The sequence below is a fragment of the Mesorhizobium sp. B2-3-13 genome (assembly GCF_006442195.1).
In the GTDB taxonomy this organism is placed as follows: domain Bacteria; phylum Pseudomonadota; class Alphaproteobacteria; order Rhizobiales; family Rhizobiaceae; genus Mesorhizobium; species Mesorhizobium salmacidum.
The window spans coordinates 72,552-98,459 of sequence record NZ_VFVQ01000017.1 but is presented as its reverse complement, the minus strand read 5'-3'; the positions used below and the strand labels follow the sequence as shown (position 1 = coordinate 98,459).

At 63.6% G+C, this 25,908-nt stretch carries 30 protein-coding genes; 17 read left to right on the top strand and 13 right to left on the bottom strand.

What is annotated here, in order from left to right:
• Positions 1–69: 69 nt before the first annotated feature.
• The 4 genes from dapD to FJ941_RS20405 all read left to right on the top strand — a co-directional run bounded on the left by dapD (position 70) and on the right by FJ941_RS20405 (position 2,597).
• Entirely contained in the window at positions 70–924 is an 855-nt protein-coding gene (dapD, locus tag FJ941_RS20420; protein WP_140508383.1) for a 2,3,4,5-tetrahydropyridine-2,6-dicarboxylate N-succinyltransferase, read from the top strand.
• Between the two features lie 72 nt (positions 925–996).
• Positions 997–1,359 (top strand): DUF805 domain-containing protein, encoded by a 363-nt coding sequence (locus FJ941_RS20415; RefSeq protein ID WP_027143827.1) that lies wholly within the window; start codon positions 997–999, stop codon positions 1,357–1,359.
• A complete protein-coding gene (locus FJ941_RS20410; protein WP_246672860.1) occupies positions 1,352–1,735 on the top strand; it encodes a DUF805 domain-containing protein in 384 nt (127 codons plus the stop codon). The genes FJ941_RS20415 and FJ941_RS20410 overlap by 8 nt, the downstream gene beginning before the upstream one ends.
• An 85-nt stretch (positions 1,736–1,820) precedes the next feature.
• Complete coding sequence (locus tag FJ941_RS20405) at positions 1,821–2,597, top strand: hypothetical protein (RefSeq protein WP_140508379.1); 777 nt, start codon at positions 1,821–1,823, stop codon at positions 2,595–2,597.
• Here FJ941_RS20405 and FJ941_RS20400 read toward each other — a convergent pair.
• Complete coding sequence (locus tag FJ941_RS20400; RefSeq protein WP_140508378.1) at positions 2,497–3,540, bottom strand: 2-dehydropantoate 2-reductase; 1,044 nt, start codon at positions 3,538–3,540, stop codon at positions 2,497–2,499. The two genes, FJ941_RS20405 and FJ941_RS20400, sit on opposite strands and share 101 nt — an antisense overlap.
• 125 nt (positions 3,541–3,665) lie before the next feature.
• Between FJ941_RS20400 and dapE the strand changes: the two genes are divergently transcribed.
• Together dapE and FJ941_RS20390 are read left to right on the top strand one after the other, a co-directional pair.
• Entirely contained in the window at positions 3,666–4,859 is a 1,194-nt protein-coding gene (gene dapE, locus FJ941_RS20395; protein ID WP_140508376.1) for a succinyl-diaminopimelate desuccinylase, read from the top strand.
• Between the two features lie 2 nt (positions 4,860–4,861).
• Positions 4,862–5,494, top strand: a complete 633-nt coding sequence (locus FJ941_RS20390; protein ID WP_140508374.1) for a transporter — start codon at positions 4,862–4,864, stop codon at positions 5,492–5,494.
• Positions 5,495–5,526: 32 nt separating this feature from the next.
• On the opposite strand, the gene truA is transcribed toward FJ941_RS20390, so the two are convergent.
• From truA to def, 6 genes are all read right to left on the bottom strand, one after another.
• On the bottom strand, positions 5,527–6,276 hold the full coding sequence (truA, locus tag FJ941_RS20385) for a tRNA pseudouridine(38-40) synthase TruA (protein WP_140508372.1): 750 nt from the start codon (positions 6,274–6,276) through the stop codon (positions 5,527–5,529).
• A 23-nt stretch (positions 6,277–6,299) separates the two neighbouring features.
• Entirely contained in the window at positions 6,300–6,806 is a 507-nt protein-coding gene (locus FJ941_RS20380) for an N-acetyltransferase (protein WP_140508371.1), read from the bottom strand.
• The gene (gene fmt, locus FJ941_RS20375; protein WP_140508369.1) at positions 6,803–7,756 is read right to left on the bottom strand and encodes a methionyl-tRNA formyltransferase; all 954 of its coding nucleotides are present in this window, start codon (positions 7,754–7,756) and stop codon (positions 6,803–6,805) included. The genes FJ941_RS20380 and fmt overlap by 4 nt, the downstream gene beginning before the upstream one ends.
• Positions 7,757–7,796: 40 nt before the next feature.
• On the bottom strand, positions 7,797–8,222 hold the full coding sequence (locus FJ941_RS20370; protein WP_140508367.1) for a type II toxin-antitoxin system VapC family toxin: 426 nt from the start codon (positions 8,220–8,222) through the stop codon (positions 7,797–7,799).
• Complete coding sequence (locus tag FJ941_RS20365) at positions 8,219–8,506, bottom strand: plasmid stabilization protein (protein WP_140508365.1); 288 nt, start codon at positions 8,504–8,506, stop codon at positions 8,219–8,221. Before FJ941_RS20365 ends, FJ941_RS20370 begins: the two co-directional genes overlap by 4 nt.
• A gap of 72 nt (positions 8,507–8,578) precedes the next feature.
• Positions 8,579–9,109 (bottom strand): peptide deformylase, encoded by a 531-nt coding sequence (def, locus tag FJ941_RS20360; protein WP_140508364.1) that lies wholly within the window; start codon positions 9,107–9,109, stop codon positions 8,579–8,581.
• A 103-nt stretch (positions 9,110–9,212) separates the two neighbouring features.
• On the opposite strand from def, the gene FJ941_RS20355 reads away from it, so the two are divergent.
• Complete coding sequence (locus FJ941_RS20355; protein ID WP_140508362.1) at positions 9,213–10,463, top strand: DNA recombination protein RmuC; 1,251 nt, start codon at positions 9,213–9,215, stop codon at positions 10,461–10,463.
• Between the two features lie 3 nt (positions 10,464–10,466).
• Here FJ941_RS20355 and FJ941_RS20350 read toward each other — a convergent pair whose 3' ends face one another.
• The 3 genes from FJ941_RS20350 to FJ941_RS20340 form a co-directional block, all read right to left on the bottom strand.
• Positions 10,467–10,871 carry a GFA family protein gene (locus FJ941_RS20350; protein WP_027143814.1) on the bottom strand — a complete coding sequence of 135 codons (405 nt, stop codon included), beginning with the start codon at positions 10,869–10,871 and terminating at the stop codon, positions 10,467–10,469.
• A gap of 123 nt (positions 10,872–10,994) precedes the next feature.
• Entirely contained in the window at positions 10,995–11,948 is a 954-nt protein-coding gene (locus FJ941_RS20345; RefSeq protein ID WP_140508360.1) for a cation diffusion facilitator family transporter, read from the bottom strand.
• Between the two features lie 118 nt (positions 11,949–12,066).
• Positions 12,067–12,876 carry a transglutaminase family protein gene (locus tag FJ941_RS20340; protein ID WP_140508358.1) on the bottom strand — a complete coding sequence of 270 codons (810 nt, stop codon included), beginning with the start codon at positions 12,874–12,876 and terminating at the stop codon, positions 12,067–12,069.
• Positions 12,877–13,087: 211 nt separating this feature from the next.
• On the opposite strand from FJ941_RS20340, the gene FJ941_RS29690 reads away from it, so the two are divergent.
• A complete protein-coding gene (locus tag FJ941_RS29690) occupies positions 13,088–13,213 on the top strand; it encodes a hypothetical protein (RefSeq protein ID WP_023772267.1) in 126 nt (41 codons plus the stop codon).
• A gap of 201 nt (positions 13,214–13,414) precedes the next feature.
• The gene (gene sugE / locus FJ941_RS20330) at positions 13,415–13,729 is read left to right on the top strand and encodes a quaternary ammonium compound efflux SMR transporter SugE (RefSeq protein WP_135921973.1); all 315 of its coding nucleotides are present in this window, start codon (positions 13,415–13,417) and stop codon (positions 13,727–13,729) included.
• A 244-nt stretch (positions 13,730–13,973) separates the two neighbouring features.
• Here the strand turns inward: sugE and FJ941_RS20325 are convergent, their stop codons facing one another.
• Positions 13,974–14,402, bottom strand: a complete 429-nt coding sequence (locus FJ941_RS20325) for a DUF6481 family protein (RefSeq protein ID WP_015314444.1) — start codon at positions 14,400–14,402, stop codon at positions 13,974–13,976.
• A gap of 221 nt (positions 14,403–14,623) precedes the next feature.
• Between FJ941_RS20325 and FJ941_RS20320 the strand changes: the two genes are divergently transcribed.
• Positions 14,624–15,685 carry an LLM class flavin-dependent oxidoreductase gene (locus FJ941_RS20320; RefSeq protein ID WP_140508356.1) on the top strand — a complete coding sequence of 354 codons (1,062 nt, stop codon included), beginning with the start codon at positions 14,624–14,626 and terminating at the stop codon, positions 15,683–15,685.
• Positions 15,686–15,773: 88 nt separating this feature from the next.
• Here FJ941_RS20320 and FJ941_RS20315 read toward each other — a convergent pair whose 3' ends face one another.
• Complete coding sequence (locus tag FJ941_RS20315) at positions 15,774–16,301, bottom strand: hypothetical protein (protein WP_246673900.1); 528 nt, start codon at positions 16,299–16,301, stop codon at positions 15,774–15,776.
• A 490-nt stretch (positions 16,302–16,791) separates the two neighbouring features.
• Between FJ941_RS20315 and FJ941_RS20305 the strand changes: the two genes are divergently transcribed.
• The 4 genes from FJ941_RS20305 (at position 16,792) to FJ941_RS20290 (ending at position 20,737) form a co-directional block, all read left to right on the top strand.
• Positions 16,792–17,961 (top strand): AI-2E family transporter, encoded by a 1,170-nt coding sequence (locus FJ941_RS20305; RefSeq protein ID WP_140508354.1) that lies wholly within the window; start codon positions 16,792–16,794, stop codon positions 17,959–17,961.
• Positions 17,962–18,030: 69 nt separating this feature from the next.
• A complete protein-coding gene (locus FJ941_RS20300; RefSeq protein WP_140508352.1) occupies positions 18,031–18,864 on the top strand; it encodes an arylamine N-acetyltransferase in 834 nt (277 codons plus the stop codon).
• The gene (locus FJ941_RS20295; RefSeq protein ID WP_140508350.1) at positions 18,861–19,862 is read left to right on the top strand and encodes an LLM class flavin-dependent oxidoreductase; all 1,002 of its coding nucleotides are present in this window, start codon (positions 18,861–18,863) and stop codon (positions 19,860–19,862) included. Before FJ941_RS20300 ends, FJ941_RS20295 begins: the two co-directional genes overlap by 4 nt.
• An 80-nt stretch (positions 19,863–19,942) precedes the next feature.
• The gene (locus FJ941_RS20290; RefSeq protein WP_140508348.1) at positions 19,943–20,737 is read left to right on the top strand and encodes an inositol monophosphatase family protein; all 795 of its coding nucleotides are present in this window, start codon (positions 19,943–19,945) and stop codon (positions 20,735–20,737) included.
• Between the two features lie 47 nt (positions 20,738–20,784).
• Here the strand turns inward: FJ941_RS20290 and FJ941_RS20285 are convergent, their stop codons facing one another.
• A complete protein-coding gene (locus tag FJ941_RS20285; RefSeq protein ID WP_140508347.1) occupies positions 20,785–21,804 on the bottom strand; it encodes a LacI family DNA-binding transcriptional regulator in 1,020 nt (339 codons plus the stop codon).
• A gap of 219 nt (positions 21,805–22,023) precedes the next feature.
• Here FJ941_RS20285 and FJ941_RS20280 point away from each other — a divergent pair, with 219 nt between their 5' ends.
• The 3 genes from FJ941_RS20280 to FJ941_RS20270 are packed head-to-tail and all read left to right on the top strand — an operon-like array spanning position 22,024 to position 25,885.
• On the top strand, positions 22,024–23,610 hold the full coding sequence (locus FJ941_RS20280; RefSeq protein WP_140508345.1) for a sugar ABC transporter ATP-binding protein: 1,587 nt from the start codon (positions 22,024–22,026) through the stop codon (positions 23,608–23,610).
• Positions 23,607–24,920: an ABC transporter permease gene (locus FJ941_RS20275; RefSeq protein ID WP_140508343.1), complete on the top strand. Its 1,314-nt coding sequence runs from the start codon at positions 23,607–23,609 to the stop codon at positions 24,918–24,920. Before FJ941_RS20280 ends, FJ941_RS20275 begins: the two co-directional genes overlap by 4 nt.
• Complete coding sequence (locus FJ941_RS20270) at positions 24,917–25,885, top strand: substrate-binding domain-containing protein (protein ID WP_140508341.1); 969 nt, start codon at positions 24,917–24,919, stop codon at positions 25,883–25,885. Before FJ941_RS20275 ends, FJ941_RS20270 begins: the two co-directional genes overlap by 4 nt.
• Positions 25,886–25,908: the final 23 nt, after the last annotated feature.

The window sequence follows — 25,908 nt, the reverse complement described above, 5'->3', positions numbered from 1 at the left end:
ATAGGGTCCGCGCGACTTTTAAACAGGTTAAGGCGCAGCCCCTTAACAGCTTGGTAATGGAGCAAATTCATGTCGAAGCCCGATCTGGCGAGCCTCGAAAAGACCATCGACAGGGCCTTTGAGGAACGCGACGCCATTTCGACCGCGACCCGCGGCGAGGTGCGCGACGCCATCCAGTCGGCACTCGACCTACTCGACCGCGGCACCGCCCGCGTCGCCGAACGGCAGGCCGACGGCAAATGGCACGTCAACCAGTGGCTGAAGAAGGCCGTGCTGCTCTCCTTCCGGCTCAATCCGATGGAGATCATCAAGGGCGGCCCCGGCGAGGCCGTGTGGTGGGACAAAGTGGCGTCCAAGTTCGACGGCTGGAGCGCCGTCGATTTCGAGAAGGCGGGCTTCCGCGCCGTGCCGTCATCGATCGTGCGCCGTTCAGCCTATGTCGCGCCCGGCGCCGTCTTGATGCCGTCCTTCGTCAATGTCGGCGCCTATGTCGATAGCGGCACCATGGTCGATACCTGGGCTTCGGTCGGCTCCTGTGCCCAGATAGGCAAGAATGTCCACCTTTCGGGCGGCGTCGGCATCGGCGGCGTGCTGGAGCCGATGCAGGCCGGCCCCACCATCATCGAGGACAATTGCTTCATCGGCGCGCGTTCCGAAGTGGTCGAGGGCTGCATCGTGCGCGAAGGCTCGGTGCTCGGCATGGGCGTCTTCATCGGCCAGTCGACCAAGATCGTCGACCGCGCCACCGGCGAGGTCTTCTACGGCGAGGTGCCGCCGAATTCCGTTGTCGTCGCCGGATCGATGCCGGGCAAGGCGTTTCCAAACAACGAACCGGGCCCAGGCCTCTACTGCGCCGTCATCGTCAAGCGGGTCGACGCCAGGACCCGGTCCAAGACCTCGATCAACGAATTGCTGCGCGATTGATCTTTCAGCCGGGCAGGTGCACCTTCCGCCGGCGCGACGATCGGTCGCGCTGGTTCAACATGGAGGGGTGACATGGACTGGAAATATCTGCTCACAAGCTTTGACGGTCGCATCAACCGGGGCAAGTTCTGGGCTGGCATCGGCGTATTCATCGTTATCGGCGTTATTGCTTTCATTCTCGATGCGATCCTCGGCACGCGTTTCACCACGGCCAGCGGTGCCCAGATCGGCATCATCGGCATCCTCTTCGCGCTGGCATCGATCTATTTCGCGATTGCCCTCTATGCCAAACGCTGGCACGACCGCAACAAGTCGGGCTGGTGGACGCTGATCGGCTTCGTACCCGTCATCGGCGGCATCTGGCTGCTGGTCGAACTCGGCATCCTCGAAGGCACCAGGGGTGCCAATCAATATGGATCGGACCCGCTTGCCTGAAAAATCGGATCTCAACTGGCTTTTCTTCAAGACCTCGGGCCGCGTCAGCCGCGCGGCCTATTTTCTCGGCGGATTGCTCGTCGCCATCATCCAGGCATTCCCGCTGTACCGCTTCACGCTGGTGCCGGAGGGCTCGGCCGAGAGCAACATGTGGTCGTTCATCTTTTTCATCGCCTTCATCGCCTCGCTGTGGTCGAACATCGCGCTGGCGGTGAAGCGGCTGCACGACCTCGACAAGCCGGGCATCGCCGCGCTGATCCTGTTCGTGCCGGTCGTCTCGATCGTCGCCTTCCTTGTGTTGTGCCTGTTTCCAGGGCAGCCAGGGCCCAACCGCTACGGCCGGCGCACCAACGAGCCGGCTGAATCAAAGAAATAGAGCATGATGTCGTCCGAAACCGCTTCACACTTTTCGGCATCACGCTCTAAGGGAGCCGACAAGGGGGCCGATCGGATATCTCGCCATGCGCTACCGCACGCTTGATCCGAAACTGATCATCGAAACCGCCGAGCGGCTTGAAGGCCGCGTGGCTGACCGTTTCCCGGACGCCGGGTTGCGCGGCGTCGCCGCCGAACTGGTGTCGTTGTCGCGCGATCTGGCCAAGGCCGCCAAGGCCCTGGAAGCGCCGATCTGGTGGCTGCGTGGCATCATTGTCGCCGCCGTGATCGCCGGTGGGCTGATCTTTCTCTTCGTCGGCACCATCCTGCCGCTCATTCACATCTCCCAGGCCGACGACGCGGTGCAGTCGGTGCAAGGCATCGAAGCCACGATCAACATGATCATCCTCGCCGTGCTCGGCTTCCTCGCCCTGATCCGCACCGAGGAGCGCATCAAGCGCAAGCAGGTGTTTCGCCAGTTGCACGGCCTGCGTTCGCTGATCCACGTCATCGACATGCATCAGCTGACCAAGGATCCGGCGGCGCTGTCGGCCAGTTTCAAACCGACCTCGCATTCGCCGGCCCGCATCACCAACGCCGCGGATCTCGCGCGCTATCTCGACTATTGCTCCGAAATGCTGTCGATCACCGGCAAGATCGCGGCGCTGTTCGCCCAGTCCGTCAATGACGCTGTCGTCATCGACGGCGTCAACGACGTCGAGAACCTGGCATCCAACCTGTCGCGCAAAATCTGGCAGAAGATCACGTTGATCGACGGCCGGCCGGCGACGCCACAACCTTCTCCGGCGCCAGGCCCGGCGAGCCGAGCCGCTCGGCTTCCGCCACGCGCACCAGGGCCCTGATCCGCTGGACCGTCGGCGCCGGCGTGCCGGCTTTTTCAGCGAGCCGCAAAACAGCACCCTGCAGGTCGTCGATCTCGGTCGGCCGGTCGCGCCGCAGATCGTCCCACATCGACGAACGCGCCTCGGGGTCGATCGCCAGCATGCGCCGCGCCAGCAATTTGAACAGCCAGTCGGGCAGCCTGAGCACCTTCGACAGCAGCGCCGGCCGCACGCCGGCGATGCGCGCCGGCTCAACGCCGGAGGCCTTCATGGCCCGCAGCGCCTCGTCGATCTGGCCGGCGAGGATCAGCCGCCAGCGCCTGTCGGCGAGTTCGGTTGCCAGCGGAAGGCCCGACAGCGCCACCAACGCATTGTTCAGGTTCATCAGAAGCTTGCCCCACAGCACGGCCTTCATGTCGCCATGCGCTTGGACAGCGAGACCTTCGACGTCGAGAAGGCCGGCAAGGCCGGCATCCCCATCCTCGACCATCACCTTGCCATCGCTGGCGCGGTGGACGCGCAGCGGCAGCTCTCCATCGGCTGATTGCACGACATTGAACGGCACCATGCCGGCCAGCACCGTTTGCCGGCCAAGCGCCGCGCGCAGCCTGTCGGCATTGTCGACGCCGTTCTGCAGGCTCACGACCACGGCATCCGGACCGGCATGGGCCCTGATGAGTGCTGCCATATCCTGCGTCGCGCCGCTCTTGACGGTGACCAGGATCACGTCGGCCTCCGCCAAGGCGGCGGCAGGATCGGTGGTGACGGCAAGCGCTTCGGGCTTGATCAGGCGATCGCGGCCGTCGAGGTCGCTGACGCGCAATCCGCCCTGCCGCAGCGCTGCCTCGACGCGCGGCCTGGCGAGCAGGACAACCCGCCGCCCGGCGAGCGCCAGGCAGCCGCCGGTATAACAGCCTATGCTGCCGGCGCCGGCAATGACGATCCTCTTTTCGTCGTTTGCCATCTCTTACTCCGCGTCGGCCAGAACTATACGACATGAAAACCATAATGTCGGCGGTATCGTCGGCCATTGGCTTGGCCCTATGTCTGGCAGTGACAGGCCTTTCGCTTTCGACTATCGCTTTTGCCATGACGCTGCCGACTGACCCCGCCGCAAACCTCGTCTCTCTCATCCGCTGTGCCTCGGTGACGCCAGCCGAAGGCGGCGCCCTGAGCGCGCTGGAGGCTATGCTGGAACCGCTCGGCTTTCTGGTTGATCGGCCGGTGTTCTCCGAGGACGGCACGCCCGATATCGAGAACCTCTATGCACGGCGCTCCGGCAACGGCCCGCATCTGATGTTCGCGGGCCATACCGACGTCGTGCCCATCGGCGACGAAGCCGCCTGGACGCATCCGCCTTTCGCCGCCGAGATCGCCAATGGCGAGATGTATGGCCGCGGCGCCGTCGACATGAAGGGCGGCATTGCCTGCTTCATCGCCGCGGTGGCGCGCCATGTCGAGGCAAATGGCGGCCCGAAGGGCTCGGTATCGCTGCTGATCACCGGCGACGAGGAAGGTCCGGCCATCAACGGCACGGTCAAGCTGCTCGAATGGGCCGCGTCCAAAGGCGAAAAGTGGGACGCCTCGATTGTTGGCGAGCCGACCAATCCGGACACGCTCGGCGACATGATCAAGATCGGCCGGCGCGGCTCGATGTCGGGCAGCATCACCGTCAATGGCCGCCAGGGCCATGCCGCCTATCCGCAGCTTGCCGACAATCCGGTGCGCGGGCTGATGAGCCTGGTGGACGCCTTGCTGCATCCCGTCTTCGACAAGGGAACCAAGGATTTCCAGCCGACCAATCTGGAGGTGACCTCCATCGATGTCGGCAACCCGGCCACCAACGTCATTCCTGCCAAGGCGACCGCCACCTTCAACATCCGCTTCAACGACAGCTGGACGGCAGAGACGGTCCAGGCGGAAATCCACAACCGCCTCGATCAGGCCGCGGGGCGCAAGAAATACCGGCCAGGCAAGAAGACGCCGGTCGACTATGACTTGGTCTGGCGCGACCGGCCGAGCCATGTCTTCCTGACCCGCGACGACAGGCTGGTCGAGACGCTGAGCGGCTCGGTCAAGGCGGTGGTCGGCAAAACGCCGGCGCTGTCCACCTCCGGCGGCACATCGGATGCGCGCTTCATCAAGGATTATTGCCCGGTGGTGGAATTCGGCCTGGTCGGCAAGACCATGCACATGGTCGACGAGCGCGTCGCCATCGCCGATCTGGAAACGCTGACGCGGATCTACCAGCGCTTCATCGATGACTGGTTCGGACAGGGCTGAGCATGCTTACCGCGGACGAAACCCAAGCTTCGCTGACCGGCGCCTGGCGGCTGATGCTCGGCAAGGTCGACGGGCTGCGCCTGCTCGACCTGTCGGCCGACGGCTTCTGGAATTCGTTCTTCGCCATCATCGTCGCGGCACCGGCGCTGATCGTCGGCTGGGTCGGCATCGCCAACGAGATCAGCGATCCCGATGCCTTCGCTGGCCGCTTCAGCATGCTGGTGCGGCTGGCGACGGTCGATATCGGCTCCTGGGTGCTGCCGCTGGTCGCGCTCGCCTTGGTGGCACCACGCGCCGGCATTGGCGGGCGCTTCGTCCACTATGTCGTCGCCAGCAACTGGGCCTCGGCCATCACCGCCTGGCTGATGCTGCCTTCGGCGCTGATCAGGCTTTTCCTGTCGTCGACAAGCCAGGTCGCGAGCCTGGTGTCGCTGCTGTTGTTTTCCCTGTCGATGGTGCTGACCTGGCGCATGACCACCGCCACGATCGGCAGGGGCGCGGCGGTCGGCACCGCCGTTTTCGTCGGCATGTTCATCGCTTCGCTGCTGGCGCTGTTCGGGCTGCAGATGCTGCTTGGGATCAGCGTGCCGGACGATGTCGGGCCCCAGAGCCTTTCCGGGCTCTATTCCGGATAGAGCGAGGCTCTTATCCCGGATAGAACCGTGTTCTATCCGGGATAATCGACGCCTATCAGGAAAAGTCCATCGGGCGGCGCTACCTGACCGCAGGCGGCGCGGTCTCGCGCCTCGAGCGCGGTCTTGAGATCGCCTGATGTCCAGCCGCCGTCGCCGACCCGCTTGAGCGAGCCGACCATGGAGCGCACCTGGTTGTGCAGGAAGGACCGCGCCGAGGCTCTCACCTCGATCACGTCGCCCGTCCGGCTCACATCGAGCCGCTCCAATGTCCTGAGCGGGCTGTTGGCCTGGCACTGGGTGGAGCGGAAGGTGGTGAAGTCGTGCCGGCCGAGCAGGAGCTTCGCCGCCTCATGCATGGCGGCGGCATCGAGCCGCTTCGGCACCCACCACACCTTACCCTTCTCCAGCGCCGAGGGCGCCCGCCGGTTGAGAATGCGGTAGAGATAGTGCCGGCCGATGGCCGAGAAACGGGCATCGAAATCGTCCGGGGCGATCGTGGCCTTCAGGATGACGATGCGCGCGCCGGCCACCTGCAGGTGTGCATTGATGGCATCGCGCACCTTGTCGTCGGGCCACGCCTTGGCAAGGTCGACATGCGCCACCTGCGCGGTCGCGTGCACGCCGGCATCGGTGCGGCCGGCGGCGCGCAGCCGGACCGCCTCGCCGCAGAATTTCTCGATCGCCTGTTCGATCGCCTGCTGCACCGAAGGCTGATCGGCCTGGTGCTGCCAGCCGGCAAACAGGCTGCCGTCATATTCGATATCGAGGCGAAAACGCGGCATGCCGGTCGGTTATACGCCCTCGCCTAGGCGGCGAGAGCGGTAAAGGCGGAGGCGTAGACCAGTCTGCCGGCTTCGGGTGCGTCGCCCCAGGCCAGCGCCTGCAGCGCTTCGCCTTGGTATTCGCTTTCGAACTTTTCAGCCCGGGCGTGGCTATAGCCGAAACGGCCGTAATAGGCCGGATCGCCCAGCACGATAGCCAGCGTCTCGCCGGCATCCCTGAGCCGGATATGGGCCTCGCGGATCAGCGCGCCGCCGATGCCGGAGCCGTGAAAAGACGGCTCCACCGCCAACGGGGCAAGCGCCACGGCGGCAAAACTGTTGCCGCCGTTCTGCACGAACAGCCGCGAAAACAGGATGTGGCCAACGGCCTGGCCGTCCTCCTCCGCCACCAGTTCGACGACAGCGTCACCGCCGGTTACCAACGCGTCGACCAGTCCGGCCTCCGTCTGCTGGCCGAATGCGTGTTCTTCGACGAGGCGAATGGCCTCGCGGTCCCGCGGCGTCGCCGCGCGTATCGACATCATACTCATGAGAATTTCAGTCCTTTTTCGATCTTGGCTCCGCGCAGGAACTCCGACGCGGCAGCGGGCCTTCCGCCCGCACGTTGAACTTCGACCACCCTGATCGCGCCTTTTCCGCAGGCGACCGTCAGCCGGTCATCGAGAATTCCTCCCGAGTCGCCCAAATCTTCCGAAAGCGACAGGCCTTCGGATAGCGTCGAGCGAAGCAGTTTCAGCCGTTCGATGCGGCCGCCAATGTCAATCTCGGACCAGGCGCCAGGAAAGGGCGACAGGCCACGAATGTGGTTGTGGACCTCGGCCGCGGGCCGTGTCCACTCCACGCGCGTCTCGGATTTATCGATTTTCCTGGCGTAAGTCACCCCTTCGGCCGCTTGCGCGGTAAATGTCAGGATGTTCTGTTCCAGCCGTGCCAGCGCTTCCGCCATCAGGGCAGCGCCAACACTCATCAACCGATCATGCAGATCGCCGGCTGTCATATCGGGGTCGATGGCGCATTTTTCAACCAATCCCACCGGACCCGTGTCGAGGCCCTCCTCCATGCGCATCACCATCATGCCGGTCTCGGTGTCGCCGGCCATGATGGCGCGCTGCATGGGCGCGGCGCCGCGCCAGCGCGGCAAAAGCGAAGCGTGGCCGTTGACGCAGCCAAGCCGGGGTGCCTCCAGAACCGCCTTGGGCAGGAGCAAGCCATAGGCGACAACCACGGCGATATCGGCGCCAAAGGCGGCAAAAGCGGCCTGTTCGGCCTCGCCCTTCAACGATGTCGGCGTGCGCACCTCGATACCCAGCCGCTCGGCCTCGCGCTGCACGCGGGACGGCGTCAACTCCAGCCCGCGCCGGCCTGCGGCGCGCGGCGGCTGCGTATAAACAGCTGCTATCTCATGTCCGGCTTCAGCGATGGCACGCAGCGTCGGCACCGAAAACTCCGGCGTGCCCATGAAGATGACGCGAAGGGGCATTTTCTTTTGCGGCCTTGTTCCTGCCTTGCCGTGACCCGGCTCAGGCACTCGTTTCAAACGGGTTTACGAGCTTAAGGTCAAGCCCGTCGAAGTCGCGAACATTGCGGGTTGCCAGCGTGGCGTCATGCGCGAGACAGATCGCGGCGATCATGGCATCAGCAAGGCTGATTGGGCGCCCGAGCCGTTCCCGCGTCGCTCGGAGCTTGCCGGCAAGGCGAGGGATAGAACCAGCAAATTCCACGACGCGACCGGAGAACTGCTTCGATATCAGGTGATCGAGAGCACGGACATGGCGATCGGAGCCGGTCTTGTTCAGAAATCGTCCGGCACCGAAGGATTGCTCCATGACGACAGGGCCGCACAGGTACAGGTCAAGCAACTCCTGTTTGCGAAACCATTCGACCACGTTCGCATCGGGTGCCGTCCTGCTCGTTTCGGAAATGACGTTGGTGTCGAGGACGATCACTCGAAATCCTCGGCCGGGCGCCCAAAGTCGCGTTTTCTATCCGCTTCGATCTCGTCCATGATCTCGGCGAATTCGTCGTCGATCGCATTCTCCGTCGCGAACGCGGAGCGTATATTGTCCCATGCCGACAGACCGGGCTCTGGCTTGGCCTCCTTTTCGGCGACCATGCCTTTCCGTAACAGATCGATTGCTTTTCCCGATAGGCTCTGGCCGCCGCTTCGTGCAGCCTGTTCGATTTCGCGTTTCAACGGCTCGGGAATGTCCCTGATCAGCATATCGCCCATGCAATTCTCCAACGTTGATATCAATGATATCACAGCGAAGATTGTTGCTCAATGGATTCTGCGCTCGGTACCCTATCCCGCCAGCTTGCCTGGCGCCTTGTCCCTGGCGAGCTTCTTGAACTTCTTCACCACCATGTCGCGCTTCAGCTTCGAGATGTGGTCGATGAACAGCACGCCGTTGAGATGGTCGATCTCGTGCTGCAGGCAGGTCGCCATCAGCCCTTCGGCCTCCATCTCCTGCAGCGTACCGTCGCGGTCGAGATATTTGACCCGCACCGAGGCTGGGCGCTCGACCTCGGCATAATAATCGGGGATCGACAGGCAGCCTTCCTCGTAGACGGACCGCGCGTCGGCGCTTTCGAGAATCTCCGGGTTGATGAAGACGTGCGGCGCCGGCGTTTCGTCTTCCTTGGCGAGGTCGATCACCAGCATGCGCAGCGGTTCGCCGATCTGGATAGCCGCCAGCCCGATGCCGGGTGCGTCATACATGGTCGCCAGCATGTCGTCGGCCAGTTTGCGCAAGGGCGCGTCGACGCGCTCCACCGGCTTGGAAGCCTGGCGCAGGATGGGGTCGGGAAGGATGATGAGCGGCTTGATCGGCATGGCGTTTCACCTAAGACCTCAAAAGAAAGGCGTCAACCGGTAGGCCTGAGCCTCGTTCACGTTTTGATCTGTGCCGGCCTGCCGAATCGGCTATGCTGTCCACATGAATGATCTGAGCACCATCCTTTCGGAGCCTGTCGTACGGCTCGGCGCCTCGACAATCACGCTCGGCCACGCGCTTGCCTTCGGCGTCTTGCTGTTTCTCGGTCTGTTCGTGGCGCTCGTCGCTGCGCTGTGGCGGTCGGCCAAGGCGCGCGCGGTCGCCGCCGCGGAAGCCGCCGACCATGCCCGCGACGCCGAGACACGCATGGCTGGTATTTTGCAGGCGCAGGCGGAAATGCAGGGCCGCATGGGGGCTATTGCCGAAGTGTTCGGCGCCCGGCAGGCCGAATTGACGCAATCGATCGGCCAGCGGCTCGACGCCATGACCGGCCGCATCGGCCAGACCATGACCGAGCAGACCAAATCAACGCATGAGAGCCTGGCGAAGCTGCAGGAGCGGCTGGCGGTCATCGACACCGCGCAAGGCAACATCCAGTCGCTTGCCGGCCAGGTCGTGCAGTTGCAGGCGATCCTCTCCAACAAGCAGACGCGCGGCGCCTTCGGCCAGTCACGGATGGAGGCGATCGTCGCCGACGGCCTGCCGCATGGCGCCTATGAATTCCAGGCGACGCTATCGAACGGCAGCCGGCCGGACTGCCTGGTGAAAATGCCAAACGGCGCGCCGTCGCTTGCCATCGATGCCAAATTTCCGCTGGAAGCCTGGAACGCCATCCGCGCCGCCGACGGGGCCGACCTGCAGAAGGTCGCCGCCCAGGCCTTCCGCCGCGACATCGAGGTCCATGTCCGCGACATTTCGGAAAAATACCTGCTCCAGGGCGAGACGCAGGACACGGCCTTCATGTTCGTGCCGTCGGAATCGGTGTTCGCCGAAATCCATGAGAATTTCGAAGCGGTTGTCCAGAAGGCGCACCGCGCCCGGGTCATCATCGTCTCGCCTTCGCTGCTGATGCTGTCGATCCAGGTCATCCAGGCGATCCTCAAGGATGCCCGCATGCGCGAACAGGCGCATCTGATCCAGGGCGAAGTCATCAGGCTGATGGAAGACGTCCAGCGTGTCGACGAGCGGGTGCGCAAATTGCAGGGCCATTTCGGCCAGTCGGCCAAGGACATCGAAGACATCCTCGTCTCGACCTCGAAAGTGACCAAGCGCGGCCAGAAGATCGAGGCGCTGGAATTCGGGGAAGGCGAGCCCGACGCCCCACACGGCGGCGCCAAGGTGGAGGCCGCACCGCGCGTGGCCGATTCCAAGACGGGACAGCTGAGGCTGAGGGTCGTCGAAGGCGACGACTGAACGCTACTGCTCCTCCACTGTGGTCATGCCCTCGAATTCCGGAAGCCAATGCAGCGCCGAGCGGTGCCATTTCTGGTGTCTTGGAACCAGGTCCTGGCGCTGCCGCGAGGTCCCGACCCTGATGCCATAAACCTTTGGACCGTCGCCGACCGAGGTCGCATAAAGATGCGAGCCGCAGTCGGCACAAAAAGCCTGGGCACGCTTGGCGCCGCTCGCCACGGTCTTGATATAGATTTTCGGCGCGCCCCTGGTGATCCGGTAGTGATCTTCCTGCGTGGGAACAGTGACGCGAAAGGCCGTACCGGTCAGCTGTTGGCAATCGGTACAGTGGCAGATCGAGGTCTTTTCCGGGTCGACCTCCGCCTCATAGGTGATGGCACCACAATGACAGCCGCCGTCGATCTTCATCGTCATTCCTCCAACATCGATCAGGTAATCTTAGCGGCGCGGCGACGCGAAGCAACGGCGCGGCGCTGGTCCAGAGGCCAAGGCATGATCAGGAAGAGGGGATTTTCGGATCATACTCAAACTCTATCCGGACGCGGATTCGATCAGCTTGCGCCGCTTTTCCCAGGTGCCTGACGTCTGCGGCTTGACGAACAGCCGCGTGATCTCAGGCATTTCCTTCCTTAGCCGGGCCTCGAGACGCTCGACGCAGGCCTCAATGTCCGGCGCCGCCAGATGGTCCTCGAATTCGATGCTCAGGGCGGCAACGATCTCTTCCGGTCCCATATGCACCGTCAGCACACCGTTCGCCCGCTGCACCGCCGGATCCTGCTGGACGATCGCCAGCACCTTCCTCTGCACCTCGGGTGAGGCCGGCTCACCGATGAGCAGGCCCTTGCTTTCACGCGCCAGGAAGATCGCTGTCGCGCCGAGGATGAGCGCGATGCCGATCGAGGCGGCGCCGTCGAGTTCGGGCATCTCGAAAATCTCCGCCGCCGATATGCCGGCAAAGGCGACCGTCAGGCCGAGAAGGGCCGCGCTGTCTTCAAACAGCACCGTATAGACGCTCGGGTCCTTGCTCGATTGCACGGCTTCCAGCCAGCCTTGCTTGCCCTTCTGCTTGCGGAATTCCTTCAGCGCCACCAGCCAGGAACTGCCTTCGAACAGAAAGGACAGGCCGAGAACGACGTAGTTCACCTTGACGTTGGCGACCGGTTCCGGCGCCATGATGTGGATGATGCCCTCGTAGAACGACACGCCGGCGCCCAGCGCGAAGACCAGAAGGGCGACGATGAAGCTCCAGAAATAGAGTTCACGGCCGTGGCCGAGCGGATGGGTGGGGCTGGCCGGGCGTTCGGCCCGGTGCATGCCGTAAAGCAGCAGGCCGCCATTGCCGGTATCGACCAGCGAATGCACGCCTTCCGACAGCATGGCCGAACTGCCGGTGAAAAAGGCCGCGGCGAACTTGGTCAGCGCTATGGCGAGGTTGCCGGCGAGCGCCGCATAGATGACCGTTCTGGAGCCGCCATGCCCTGCCATGCAGGTCTATCCTCTTGAGGTACAATGTAGCGGCCCTGCCGCGGAGCTGCACAGCCATCACAACGCGCCAATCGTCGGGTCGTTCAACGTCTTCGAAACCTGCTGGCAACAACGCCAGCTATTCCTGGATTTCGTCCGTCCATACCTTGAAGCCCGCAAGCATGCCTGGCCCGAAAATATGGGTCAGCGGCACGTCCGCCGCGTCACGGCCCGAGGCGATCAGGATGCGGCCGATACGTGGCGCGTTGTTGCGCGGATCGAAAGCGTGCCAGCGGCCGCCGAGGTAGACCTCCATCCAGGCGCAGAAATCCATGCTCGCCCAGGGCTTCGGCATGCCGATGTCGCTGATGTAGCCTGTGCAGTAGCGCGTCGGGATATTGAGTGCCCGGCAGAATGTGACGGCGAGATGCGCGAAATCGCGGCACACGCCACTCCGTTCACGCCAGGCTTCCGCGGCGGTGCGCGTCACCCGTGCGTTGCCGTAGTCGAAGGCGATGTGGTTGTGGACGAAATCGCACACCGCCTGCACGCGCGGGATGCCGGGCGGCGTATGGCCGAACAGCCGCCATGCCTCGCTTGCCAGGAGGTCGCTTTCGCAAAACCGGCTGGGCAGCAGGAACAGGAGCGTTTCCGCCGGCAGGTCGCGCACCTCGTGCTGCCACGCCATCAGCTCGCCCATCTCGAGTGTGCCGGGGTCGCGGATCACCGCATCGGTACCGAAAGTGAAACGCCCGGGCGGAGCGACGAACCGGTTGCACCAGTTTCCGAAACTGTCGCGATAACTTTCAATCGGCACCGGCGGGCTGGAGGTCAGAAAATCCGGGCGCTCAAGATCCGAAGCGCGGGAATAATGGACATTGAGCATTGCGATGAGCGGCGTCTCCTGCGGAAAATCGAAGCTCATCTCGCAGCCGATGTGGATCCGCATTGTCGTCCCGACCGGCCTGCCTGACGATCACCCGGCGGTGCACGGGTCGATGCAGCAGTGCGAAGACAACCATGGCATGGACCGCCCGGGTTTACGAGCAAATTAGAAACCGGTTGAAAGCGGCCTGCCGGCGTTGGCAGCAAGCACTAGCCTCTTGCAGTCCGGCGTTTGTCTTGTTTCACTCCGTCTCCCGCAACAGGAGGAACGAATCATGGCCAAAGGTGCGATGAAGGCAGGCAAGGAAGCCCGCAAACCAAAGAAAGACGCCAAGAAGCCTGTAGCCGCTCCGGCCCTGAAGGCGCCGCCGGTCAAGGCAATGAGGATCAAGGAAAAGTAAGTCTCGGCAACACGACGGGGCGGGACTTCACCGGCGGCATTCGACAATGCCGCCGGCACGTGTTGATCGGCGTTCGGACAGCCCTATGTCGACGACGCGGGGACGACCTCGCACTTTCCGAAAAATTCGGTCGGGACGACCCGCCATTGTCGACTGAGCATCCGAGGCCGGAGAGGCTGGATGTTCCGATGGAGCGTTGCGATGTCCTGGACTTTTCTGTTTTTCGCCGGCCTGTTCGAAATCGGCTGGGCGATCGGCCTCAAATATACCGACGGCTTCACCAGGCTTGTGCCGACCGTGCTCACGGTCGCTTCGATGATCGTCAGCCTCACCTTGCTCGGCCTGGCGCTGAAGGCGCTGCCTGTCGGCACCGCCTATGCGGTGTGGACCGGTGTCGGCACAGTCGGCACGGCGCTGCTCGGGATCTGGTTGCTGGGCGAGCCTGCCACGGCGATCAGACTCGGGTGCATCGCGTTGATCGTCTGCGGTATCATGGGGCTGAAATTCGCGGCTTGAACGGCCCTGTCCGCCGGCAGACGGTATCGACCGCGCCGATATCCCCGGACGTCAAGCCGATATCCCCGGACGTCAAGCCGATATCCCCGGACGTCAAGCCGACATCCCTGGATGTCAAGCGACATCCTGGATGTCAAGCCGATATCCAGGAATGCAGGGGCTTCCGGTGGCAACATGGACAACCGCGAAAAGGGCCGCGCCTTGGCGCGTCCCTTGTTCATCATCCGTCGCGGCGAGTGCGCTCTTAGCGACCCGTAAAGCCGGGAGGTGTCCTGCCGGTGCGCTGCTTGCGTGCCGCATAGCGCGCGTCGCGCTTTGCCTTGCGCTCAGCTTCATCGGCAAGCAAACGAGCAATACGCTCGTTCTCCTCGGCTTCCCGAAGCTTGGCATCCGCTTGCGCTGCCTCTTCGGCGGCAATGCGCGCCGCTTCGGCTGCGGCCTCACGCTCGGCCTTCTCAATCGCCTCGCGTGCCAGCTTTTCCTGCTTCAGCTTGGCCTTCTCGGCCTCGCGGATCTCCCGAGCCGCAAGGATCGCCTTGCGTTCGGCCTGTCGTGCCAGCACCGCAGGATCGTCTGCTGCCGGCTTTGACTTGAAGCGCTCCAGAAGCGCCTTCTTTGCCTCGGTCGCGGCATTGCGCCGCTCGAAAATGTCTTTTTCCCTGTAGATAGCCAAGTCCACTTCCTTGAAGTCTATTCGCGACGCTTACATACGCGCGAAAACCGGGAGTTCAAGCGCCAAAACGGCATGCCAGCCATGAAATTCCGGGATGTTGCACCGGGGAGACGCATTTCCCGCCGAAATCGACATGCACTGTTCACCAGCCGCCCTCTGGCGGCGTGGCGGGCGTGTCGCTACCTCTAGCGCGACAATCAACACACTGGGATGACATCCAAATGGAACTCGGCCTCTACACTTTTGCCGATGTGAGCCCTGTGCCGGGTCCCGGCGCCATCGGCCCGCATGAGCGGCTGCGCAACCTGATCGACGAGATCGAACTGGCCGACCAGGTCGGCCTCGATGTCTTTGGCCTCGGCGAACACCATCGGCCGGACTATGCCGCCTCGGCGCCGGTCGTGGCTTTGGCCGCGGCGGCGGAGCGTTCGAAGCGCATCAGGCTGACCAGCGCGGTCACCGTCCTGTCCTCCGACGATCCGGTGCGCGTTTTTCAGCAGTTTTCCACGCTCGACCTTCTGTCGGGCGGCCGCGCCGAGATCATGGCCGGGCGCGGATCGTTCATCGAATCCTTCCCGCTATTCGGCTATAACCTCGAAGACTATGACGAACTGTTCGCCGAAAAGCTCGACCTTTTGCTAGCCATCCGCGATCAGGTGAAGGTGACCTGGTCAGGCAATCTGCGCGCGCCGATCAACGATCGCGGCATCTATCCCAGGCCCTTCCAGGACAGGCTGCCGGTCTGGATCGCCATTGGCGGAACGCCGCAATCGGCCGCCCGCGCCGGCGCGCTCGGCCTGCCGCTGGCGCTTGCCATCATCGGCGGCGAACCAGCGCGCTTCGCGCCGCTGTTCGACATCTACCGTGAGGCAGCCAAGCGGGCCGGCAGCGATCCGGCAGGGTTGGCCACCAGCATCAACGTGCATGGCTTCATCGCCGGGACGACCGAGCAGGCGGCGGACGACTTCTACGGCCCGCAGGCGGAAGTGATGAACCGCATCGGTCGAGAGCGTGGCTGGGGCCCGACATCGCGCGCGCACTTCGATCAATCGCGTGGTGCCAATGGTGCCCTGTTCGTCGGCAATCCGGAGCAGGTGGCGGAAAAGATCGTCGCCCAGCACAGGATCTTCGGCAACGACCGCTTCCTGCTGCAAATGGCCATCGGCACCATGCCGCACGCCAAGATCATGAAGGCGATTGAGCTTTACGGCACCAAGGTGGCGCCGGTCGTGCGCAAGGAAACGGCGAAACCCCCGCCGGCCGTGGCGGCGCCTGTCGCGTGAACTTAGTGGGACTCCGCAAGGATAGGGCTGTTCCATGGGCCCTCCGATAGGTTTGGCTATCACGTTGCCCGGTGCGAGGCTGTATCCATCATCGCGGCATGATGGATTTCGGTCGCCTCGTCGGCTGGGAACATGCACTCCATGCGCAGTTCCTGGGCGGCGACGGTTTGGGGGGGCCCACCGTGGTAACCATCGAAAAATAGTTCAGGCGGCGACCGTCCTTGATGAAGCCGAGCGGAATGACCGGCATGAAGCCGATCGCCACCGGATTTTTCCAATCACTGTTCACGTCCGGATAGGCGAGCAGCGCCGCCAGCAACTCCCTGGTTTTTTCGTCGACGACGCGGCCGATGGATTCGCGATAGACCCGCTCGAACAGGCTCCTCGCCACGTCAGGCCAATTGGCGACGAACGGGCGCATGCCTTCGGGATCGAACATGAGGTGGAGCATGTTGCGCAGCCCTTCCCGAGCGGCCATATTTCGGGTCCGACGGCACCTGCCATCCCGGATCGCCTTGACTTCGCTTTCGGCAATCCCGTCCTCCATGGCGAATGTCGAATGCGCGGCGACGGTCCAGGGGCATTTGATGGTGACCGCGTTGGTCAGCAACAGCACCTGCTTCTCGATCTCGTCGAAGCTTCCGCCGTGAAAGCTGCCGAAGCTGCTGACGAAACCGTTGAGGAGAACCGGATTGTTGGCCATCGTCGCCATGACGTTCGGAAGAAAGCCAAACCTCTCCTCCAGCGCCTTCAACGCGGGCCTGGATTTCTCCGGCGCCGACTCGGTTGTTTGAAGGGTAAATCTTTGCATCGTGATGTCCTCTTTTCAGGGTAGCGCGTAATCGCACGGGCGATCTTCGCCACGCCAGCCTTGCGATCCCACGGTTGCGAAGGCCTGCTCCCGTACCAGGCCCGCCACGTGCCCGGACTCAATTACACGGCATGTAATACGGAACACTCGCAGCCGAGCGTCCGTTGAGCTACCGGCGGCAGGACCCCGCAACGGCGGCCCGTGCCGTCAGTGCCGGCTAACGGAACCTTGAAGCCGTGCCGGCGTTTTCCGTCTGCGGATTGCATCAGTTGTGGTGTGCCGCCGAGGGACCACGATGAAAGCCGAGTCCGCCGCTTTGGGCGCAGGCGTTGCCGAAGCTGAAGAGTCGCGTGTGGCGGCGCGCGCCGATACACGCCTGATGCGCTCGCTGCTCATCGGCATCTTCCTGTTCATGACCGTCTATGCGCTCTATTTCGCGCGCGCCTTTTTCATGCCGGTTATTCTGGCCTTCCTGCTGACACTGACACTGACGCCGATCGTGCGGCTGCTGCGCAAGCGCGGCATTCCCGAAGTGGTTTCGGCGACGCTTCTGGTGCTTGTGTCCATCATCGTCTTCGCGAGCGCCGGCTATGTGCTCAGTGGCCCCGTCATCGATCTCATCAACAACACCTCGTCCATCGGCCAGCAACTGACCGAACGCTTGGCGCAGCTGCGGCGGCCGGTCGAGAGGATCATGGATATTGCGCACCAGATCGAAGGGCTGACCGAGACATCGCAGGAACCGGGCGTGCAAAAGGTCGCGGTTGCGCAGTCAGGCTTCCTCTCATCGGCGGCGAGCAACATTCTGTCGGCCGGGACAAGCCTGACCATCATCTTCGTGTTGTCGCTGTTCCTGCTCGCCTCGGGCACGATGTTCTACGAAAAGATCATCCAGTCCTTCGCCAGCCTTACCGAGAAGAAGCGGGCGCTGCGCGTCGTCTACGATGTCGAGCGGGAAATCTCGCACTACCTGCTCACCGTCACCATCATCAACACCGGCCTCGGCACGGTCATCGGCCTAGGCCTGTGGGCGCTCGGCATGCCCAATCCGCTGGTCTGGGGCGCGGCGGCCGCCCTGCTCAATTTCCTGCCCTATGTCGGGGCCATGATCACGTTTGTCCTAGTCACGGTCATCGCGCTGATCAGCTTCGACACGATCGCCTATGCGTTATTGGCGCCTGCCTTCCTGGTATTGTGTGACATCATCGAAGGCCAGTTCGTGACGCCGATGGTGGTCGGGCGGCGGCTCGAGATCAACGCCGTGGCGATCTTCATCGCCATCGCATTCTGGTCATGGCTGTGGGGCTTCGTCGGCGCGCTGATGGCGGTGCCACTGCTGGTCGTCGTCAAGGTGTTCTGCGACCATTTCGAGAGCCTTAGCCATGTCGGCAATTTTCTCGCCGCCCAACATACGGCGGTCATCGAGGAGGAAGCCGAGGAGCAGGACGGCACGGCCGCCGGCTAACCGGCGTACGGTTTGCGGCGGCGGGTTCGAATGCCTATATCCGCCCGATCAGTGCCTGGTGCCCTTCCGATGAACGACGCTCCCTTCGATCTCGACGCCTATTTCGCCCGGATCGGCCATGCCGGGTCCAGGGATGTTTCGCTCGACACGCTGAAGACGCTCCATTTCCTGCATCCGCAGGCGATCCCCTTCGAGAACATGGATCCGTTTCTGGGGCGGCCGGTCCGATTGGACGCCGCATCGCTGCAGGACAAGATCGTCCTTGCCGGGCGTGGCGGCTATTGCTTCGAGCACAATCTCCTCTTCATACATGCGCTGAAGGCGCTTGGCTTCGAGGTCGGCGGCCTTGCCGCGCGTGTGCTCTGGGGTCAGAGCGAGGACGCGATCACTGCGCGCAGCCACATGCTTTTGCGCGTCGAGCTCGATGGCCGGACCTATATAGCCGATGTCGGCTTCGGCGGCCTGACCCTGACCGCCCCGCTGCTGTTCGAGCCTGGCCTCGAACAGACGACCCCGCACGAAACGTTCCGCATCGCCGAAACCGGCGATCACTTCCGCCTGCAGGCCGCCATCGGCGGCGACTGGCGCTCGCTGTATCGCTTCGACCTGCAGCCGCAATATGAGGTCGACTATTCCATCGCCAATTATTTCCTGTCGACCAATCCGGCATCGCATTTCCTGACCTCGGTTTTGGCGGCTCGCGCCGCGCCCGACCGGCGCTATGGCCTGCGCGGCGATCGCCTGTCCATCCATCACATCGATGGCCGCACCGAGCAGAAGCATATCGCCACTGCCGCCGAGCTTGCCGACGCGCTGGAAGGCCAGCTCGGCGTCACCATCCCCGACCGCACGGCCTTCGAGGCCCGGGTGCGCGAGAAGAAGATCGTGGAGACCAGCATATGACCGAACTTTCCGTTCTCGACCTGTCGCCGATCGTCGAAGGTAGCGATGCCTCGCGCTCGCTTGCCAATTCGCTCGATCTCGCTCGCCACGCCGAGCGGCTCGGCTACAAGCGCTACTGGCTGGCCGAGCACCACAACATGCCAGGCATCGCCAGTGCGGCAACGGCTGTCGTCATAGCCCATGTCGCCGGCGGCACCAAGACCATTCGTGTCGGCGCCGGCGGCATCATGCTGCCCAATCATGCGCCGCTGGTGATCGCCGAGCAGTTCGGCACGCTGGCCGCCTTGTTTCCCGGCCGGATCGATCTTGGCCTCGGCCGGGCGCCCGGCACCGACATGAACACGGCGCGGGCGCTACGCCGCAACCTCGAGGCCGGGGTCGACAATTTCCCGCAGGATGTCGTCGAGCTGATTGGCTATTTCCTGCCCGCCGAGGAGGGCCAGCGCCTGCGCGCCGTGCCCGGCGAAGGCCAGACGGTGCCGATCTGGATTCTTGGGTCGAGCCTCTACGGCGCGCAGCTCGCCGCCATGCTCGGCCTGCCCTACGCCTTCGCCTCGCATTTCGCGCCGGCGGAACTGGATCACGCGCTGGACATCTACCGTTCGCGCTTCCAGCCGTCCGAACAACTCGACAAGCCACATGTCATGCTCGGCCTCAACGTCTTTGCAGCACGCACCGACGCCGAGGCACGGCTGCTGTTCACCTCGCTGCAGCAGGCCTTCGTCAATCTGCGCACCGGCAGGCCCGGACGATTGCCGCCGCCCGTCGAGAATTATGACCGCGATCTCGACCCGATGGCCAAAACCATACTCGGCCAGGCGCTGTCCTGCGCCGTCGTCGGCTCGCCGGAAACGGTCCGCCAGGGCATCGATGCCTTCGTGAGCCGTACCAGTGCCGACGAGCTGATGGTCACCGCGCAGATCTTCGATCATGCCGCCCGTGTGCGGTCGTTCGAGATTTTAGCCGAGGCTCACAAATCTCTGTCACAGGCCGCCTGAAGCGAATAAGCGGCCAGCCGCTTTTGCCGACGTCGATGCTCTGCTAAATGCGGGTATCCTTCGCTACAACGAGCCTTGCCTTGCCCCATGATCTCGATAGACGCGAGCAGTTTGCCATTGATCTGGCGCGGCGTGCCGGCGAACTCGGCCTGAAATATTTCCGCGATCTCGACAGCCTGACCATCGAAAGCAAGGGCCACCAGGACCTGGTCTCGCAGGCCGATCGCGAGGTCGAGCTGTTCATCCGCGCGGCAATCGCGGCCGACTATCCGCAGGACGGCATCGTCGGCGAGGAGCACGCCTCGGTCGCCGGCTCGACAGGCCATGTCTGGGTGATCGACCCCATCGACGGCACCGCCAATTTCGTCCGTGGCATTCCGGCCTGGTGCGTGGTGATCGCCTGCGCCCGTGATGGAGAGACGATCGTCGGCGTCATCCACGAACCGTCGACCGGCGAGACCTTCCACGGGAGGCTGGGCGGCGGCGCCTTCGTCAACGGCAGGCCGGTCAAGACAAGTGCGGCGGCCAGCCTGGAAGAGGGCTCGGTGGGCACCGGCTTCTCAAACCGGGCCGAGGCCGAAAACATCGCCGTGCTGATCAAAAGGATCCTGGCCGAGGGCGGCGTCTTCTTCCGCAACGCGTCCGGCGCGCTGATGCTTGCCTATGTCGCCTCAGGGCGGCTGCTCGGCTATGTGGAAGAACACATGAACCCGTGGGACTGCGTGGCCGGCATGCTGCTGATCGAGGAAGCCGGCGGCACAATCCTGAAGGCGGATCCGAAGACGGTGCTGCAGAGCGGCACACAGGTCATCACGGGCGGCAAGGGCGTCTTTTCGAAACTGCAAGAACTGTGTTCTGGTGTTTTCACGTCCTGATCAATTTCAGCACGACGTTATCCGAAACCGCTTCACACTTTCGGCATTTAGGCACTCACGCTGTGCACCACCGCGCCCAGCGGCCGGCATGAATTGCGGATCATCAGCCGGCCCTTGAGGACGAGCTTGCGCGGTGGCGCATCCCGGTTGCCGGCGAGGCGGTCGAGCAGCAGATTGGCCGCCTGTTCGCCGATCGCCTGCACCGGCTGCGCCACCGTGGTCAGTTGAGGCTGGAACACGTCGGACCAGGGAAAATCGTCGAAGCAGGCTACCGAAATATCCTCCGGACAGGACAGCCCGATGTCGCGGATCGCCTTCATGGTTCCGATCACCATCGGGTTGTTGGCCGAGAAGATCGCGCTTGGCCGGTCATGCAGCGACAGCAGCTGCATGGTTGCGTTGTAGCCGTCGATCTCGTGGAAATTGCCGGAGCGAACCAGCTCTTCGGCCACCGGCAAGCCGGCGGCCTGGAGCGCCTCGCGATATCCGGTCATGCGGTCATGCATGGGTGAAATGTCCGAGGTGCCGGTAATGTAACCGATGCGGCGGTGGCCGAGATTGATCAAATAGCTCATGGCGTCGAACACCGCGCGCTGGTTGTCGAGAACCACGGCGTCGGTGTCGACGCCCTCGCACAGACGATCCATCAGCACGACCGGCACATTGGCGTCGGCGACGATCCGCTTGAGGATCGCGCCATCCCCGACGCGCGCCACGATCAGCCCGTCGACCATACGGTCGAGCAGCAGCCTGATCTGGTCGTCCTGGGTGTTCAAATCCTCGTCGGTGCAGCACAGCATGACGGCATAGCCGGCGCGGTCGAAGGCCTGTTGGATGACCGAGACGACATCGGTGAAGAAGGGGTTGGTGATGTGCGGAACGGTTAGGCCAATGGTGCGCGTCGTGCCCATCTTCAGGCTGCGGGCGATGGCGTTGCGCTTGTAGCCGATATCGCGGATCGCCTGCTCGATGCGGGCGCTGAGCTCGGGGCTGACAGTCGCCGTGCCGTTGATCAGCGCCGACACGGTGGCGACCGAGACACGCGCCGCTTCAGCCACGTGAAGCATGGTGGGCGCGGTGGATTTGCGGTGTTTTTTTCGCCCTGACGCTGTCATTTTCGAAACGTTTCGCCACCTATTGCCGCCAATACCTACGGAATCTTGTCGTTTTAGGCAAGAATCGAAATGCATCAAAGTTGCGCTACCCCCATATCGGCTTGACATGATCGAAACGTTTAGATTAGCGTTCAAGTAGCTGACGAGGACGGAAGGGAGGCCGCTATTGTCATGGAACAGAACAATTCCCTTTCTTCGACGCGCAGTGCGGCGTCGGATCGCTCGGACATCGTTCTGAGTGCCGAGCATATTTCCAAGAGTTTTGGCGGCATCGCCGCCCTGGTCGACGTCGGCTTCGAATTGCGGCGCGGCGAAGTCCATGCCTTGATGGGCGAGAACGGCGCCGGCAAGTCGACGCTGATGAAGATCCTGTCCGGCGTCTATACCGGCTACGAAGGCACGGTCAGTATCGACGGCCGGCCGGTCAGCTTCGCCGGCGTGCGCGATGCCGAGGACGCGGGCATCGCCATCATCCACCAGGAACTCAATCTGGTGCCGGAGCTGAGCGTCGCCGACAACATCTTTCTCGGCCGCGAGAAGCTGATTGCAGGACTGATCGTCGACCGCAAGGCGAGCAGCCGCGCGGCAAGCGCCCTGCTGCAGCGGCTCGGCATCGAACTCGATCCGGACGCACGCGTCGGCGCCTTGCGCGTCGGCGAACAGCAACTGGTCGAGATCGCCAAGGCGCTGTCGATGTCGGCGCGCATCCTGATCATGGACGAGCCGACCTCGGCGCTGTCGCCGGCCGAATGTCAGCGGCTGTTCCGCATCATCGGCCAGCTTGCCGATAGCGGCGTCGCCATCGTCTACATCTCGCACCGCATCGACGAGGTCATGCATCTGGCCGGCCGCGTCACCGTTTTCCGCGACGGACGCCATGTGCTGACGCGGCCGATGGCCGAGCTTGACGAGAATGCCATCATTTCGGCGATGGTCGGACGGGACCTGCTCGCATCCTCTCAAGGTGAGCGGGATCCCGGCGGCAGAACCGTGCTTTCGGTCAGCGACCTGTCGCTGTCGAAGCCCGACCGCCAGGGCTGGCGGCAGGTGATTAGCGGCGTCAGCTTCGATCTCGCCGCCGGAGAGATTCTGGGCATTGGCGGCCTGCTGGGCTCCGGCCGCACCGAGATCATGGAAGCGATCTTCGGCGCGAGCGATGGCCGTGCCGGCGGCGAGATCAGGCTCGACGGCCAGCCGGTGGATATCCGCTCACCACGCGATGCGCGGCGGCTGGGCATCGCGCTGGTCACCGAGGACCGCAAGACGCAAGGCCTGCACCTGCAGGCCTCGATATCGGACAATGTGGCGCTGCCGCTGGTCGGCGCGCTGGCCCGCTTCGGCATCCGCTCGCTGGCGGGCGAACAGGGGCTGGCGCGGCAGGCGGTCAAGGCGCTCGGCATCCGCTGCCGGGATATCGACCAGCCCGCCGGCACGCTGTCGGGCGGCAACCAGCAGAAGGTCGTCATCGGCAAATGGCTGGCGACGAGGCCGAGGGTGCTGTTGCTCGACGAGCCGACGCGCGGCATCGATGTCGGCGCCAAGCGCGAGATCTACGACCTCATCTTCCGGCTGGCGCGCGATGGCCTCGCCATCGCCGTCATCAGCTCCGAGCTGCCGGAATTGCTGCATCTTTCCGACCGCATCCTGGTCATGGCCGATGGCCGCCAGACAGGCATCCTTTCCCGCGACGCGGCGAGCGAGGAGGCCATCATGCGCCTCGCGGCGCCGCGCCGGACCCTATCGAGACCCGCCGCATGACCGCACTGAAACTCCTGTCCCGCACCAAGCTCTATTGGGGCCTGATCGCCATCTTCCTGATTGGCGTGCTCGGCTCGCCGGTGAGTTCCAAGGGCAACAACATCTTCCTCTCCTACGGCAATCTGCTCGACGTGCTGCGCCAGGTGTCGACCACCGGGCTGATCGCGACCGGCATGACGGCGGTGATCATCACCGGCGGCATCGACCTTTCCGTCGGCTCGCTGATGGCCATCTGCTCTGTGGTGTGCGCCATGCTGCTGACGGTTCCCGGCGTGACGCCGGGCGTCGTGCTGGGCGTGCCTACCGTTGCCCTGGTTGCGCTGTGCCTCGGCATCGTCGTCACGCGCTTCATCCTCCTCAATTTGCAGAAATCCCGCGCCGGCTCGGATGCCGCCGCGCGCGACGTCAGGCTGGACACCATTCGCGGCCTGGTCACGCCGGCGATCGTCGGCGTCGTCCTGTGCTGCCTTTCGCTCTGGTACCTGCTGCCGCAGATCGAGCCCAAATTCGGTGTTCTCGGTGTGCTGCTGGTGGCGCCCTGCGTCGGTCTGCTGTTCGGCGCCATCAATGGCTTCATCATCGTCGGCGGACGGCTGCAACCCTTCATCGTCACGCTGGCGATGATGGTGACGGCGCTCGGCATCGCCCGACTCACCGCCGGCCAGAACAATGCCGTGCTGCCGGTCTATACCGGTTCCAACGCCACCGCCGACTTCGAGCTGCTGCGCTCGCTGGTGTTCGGCGTCATCCCCATGCCCGGCCTGTTCTTCCTCGGCGCCATCGTCATCTATGGCGCGGTGCTGCGCTTCACGCCGTTCGGCCGCTATGTCTATGCCATCGGCGGCAATGAGGAGGCGGCCCGGCTTTCCGGCATCGCCGCCGGGCGCGTCAAGATCGCCACCTACGCCATATCAGGCCTGCTCGCCGGTATCGCCGCCGTGCTCTATGTGGCGCAATACCGGCAAGGCAAGCCGGACGCCGGCGCCGGGCTGGAGCTCGACGCCATCGCCGCCGTGGTCATTGGCGGCACCAGCCTGATGGGCGGGCGTGGCAGCCTGATAGGCACCTTCTGCGGCGTGCTGATCTTCGGGCTGCTCTCCAACATATTGCAGCTCCACAACATCAATTCGAACCTTCAGCTGGTGCTGAAGGGGATGATCATCATCGGCACCGTGCTCGTGCAGGAGCGCAATGCCGGTGATCTGCTGGCCTATCTGCGCCTGCCTGGAGCGGCGCACAAGGAAACGGCCGCCGCAAAACGGCCGTCGCAAGAGACACCGTCTCTCAATCTCGGAGGAAACAAGAAATGAAACGACGTGACATGCTGAAGCTTGCCGCACTCGGCGCGGCATTGCTGACCACCACGGCACTGCTCTCCACCGGCCATGCCTTCGCCCAGGACAAGAAGTGGAAGATCGGCTTCTCGCAGGTGACCACCATCGAGCCCTGGCGCGCCCAGTTCAACAAGGACATCATTGCCGAGGCCGCCAAGCATCCGGAGGTCGAGCTGATCATCACCGATGGCGAGGACAAGACCGAGAAGCAGGTCGCCGACGTCGAGAACCTGATCCGCCAGGAGGTCGACGCGCTGCTGGTATCGCCGAAGGAATCGGCTGGCCTGACCGGCGTCGTGCAGCAGGCGATCGACGCCAAGATCCCGGTCTTCGTGCTCGATCGCAATGTCGACACCAAGGACTACACGCAGTTCGTCGGCGGTGACAACAAGCTGATCGGCCGTGCGGCCGGTGAATATGCCGTCGAACTGCTCGGCGGCAAGGGCAAGGCGGCAGGCAATGTGGTCGAGATCTGGGGCGGCATGGGCACCCAGCCGGCGCATGACCGTCATGACGGCTTCCATGAATTCACCGACAAGGAGCCGGGCATCAAATATCTGCTCGACCAGCAGTCGGGCGACTGGAAGCAGGACCAGGCCTACAATTTGATGGCCAACGCGCTGAAGACCAACGAGAAGATCGATCTCGTCTACGGCCATAACGACCCAATGGCCTACGGCGCCTATCTCGCCGCCAAGGATGTCGGCCGCGAGAAGGACATCAAGTTCATCGGCATCGACGGCCTGCCCAACGAAGGCGTGCAAATGGTGAACAAGGGTGAGCTGACGGCGACGTTCACCTATGTCACCCCAGGTGCGGAAGGCTTGCGCCAGGCGATCAAGTTTCTCAACGGCGAGAAGGTCGAGAAGACCATCACCTTGCCGACCGAGAAGATCACCAAGGAAAACGCCGCCCAGGTGCTGAAGGACAACGGCCTCTGAGGCGATGCTCTTCTGCCGGGCGC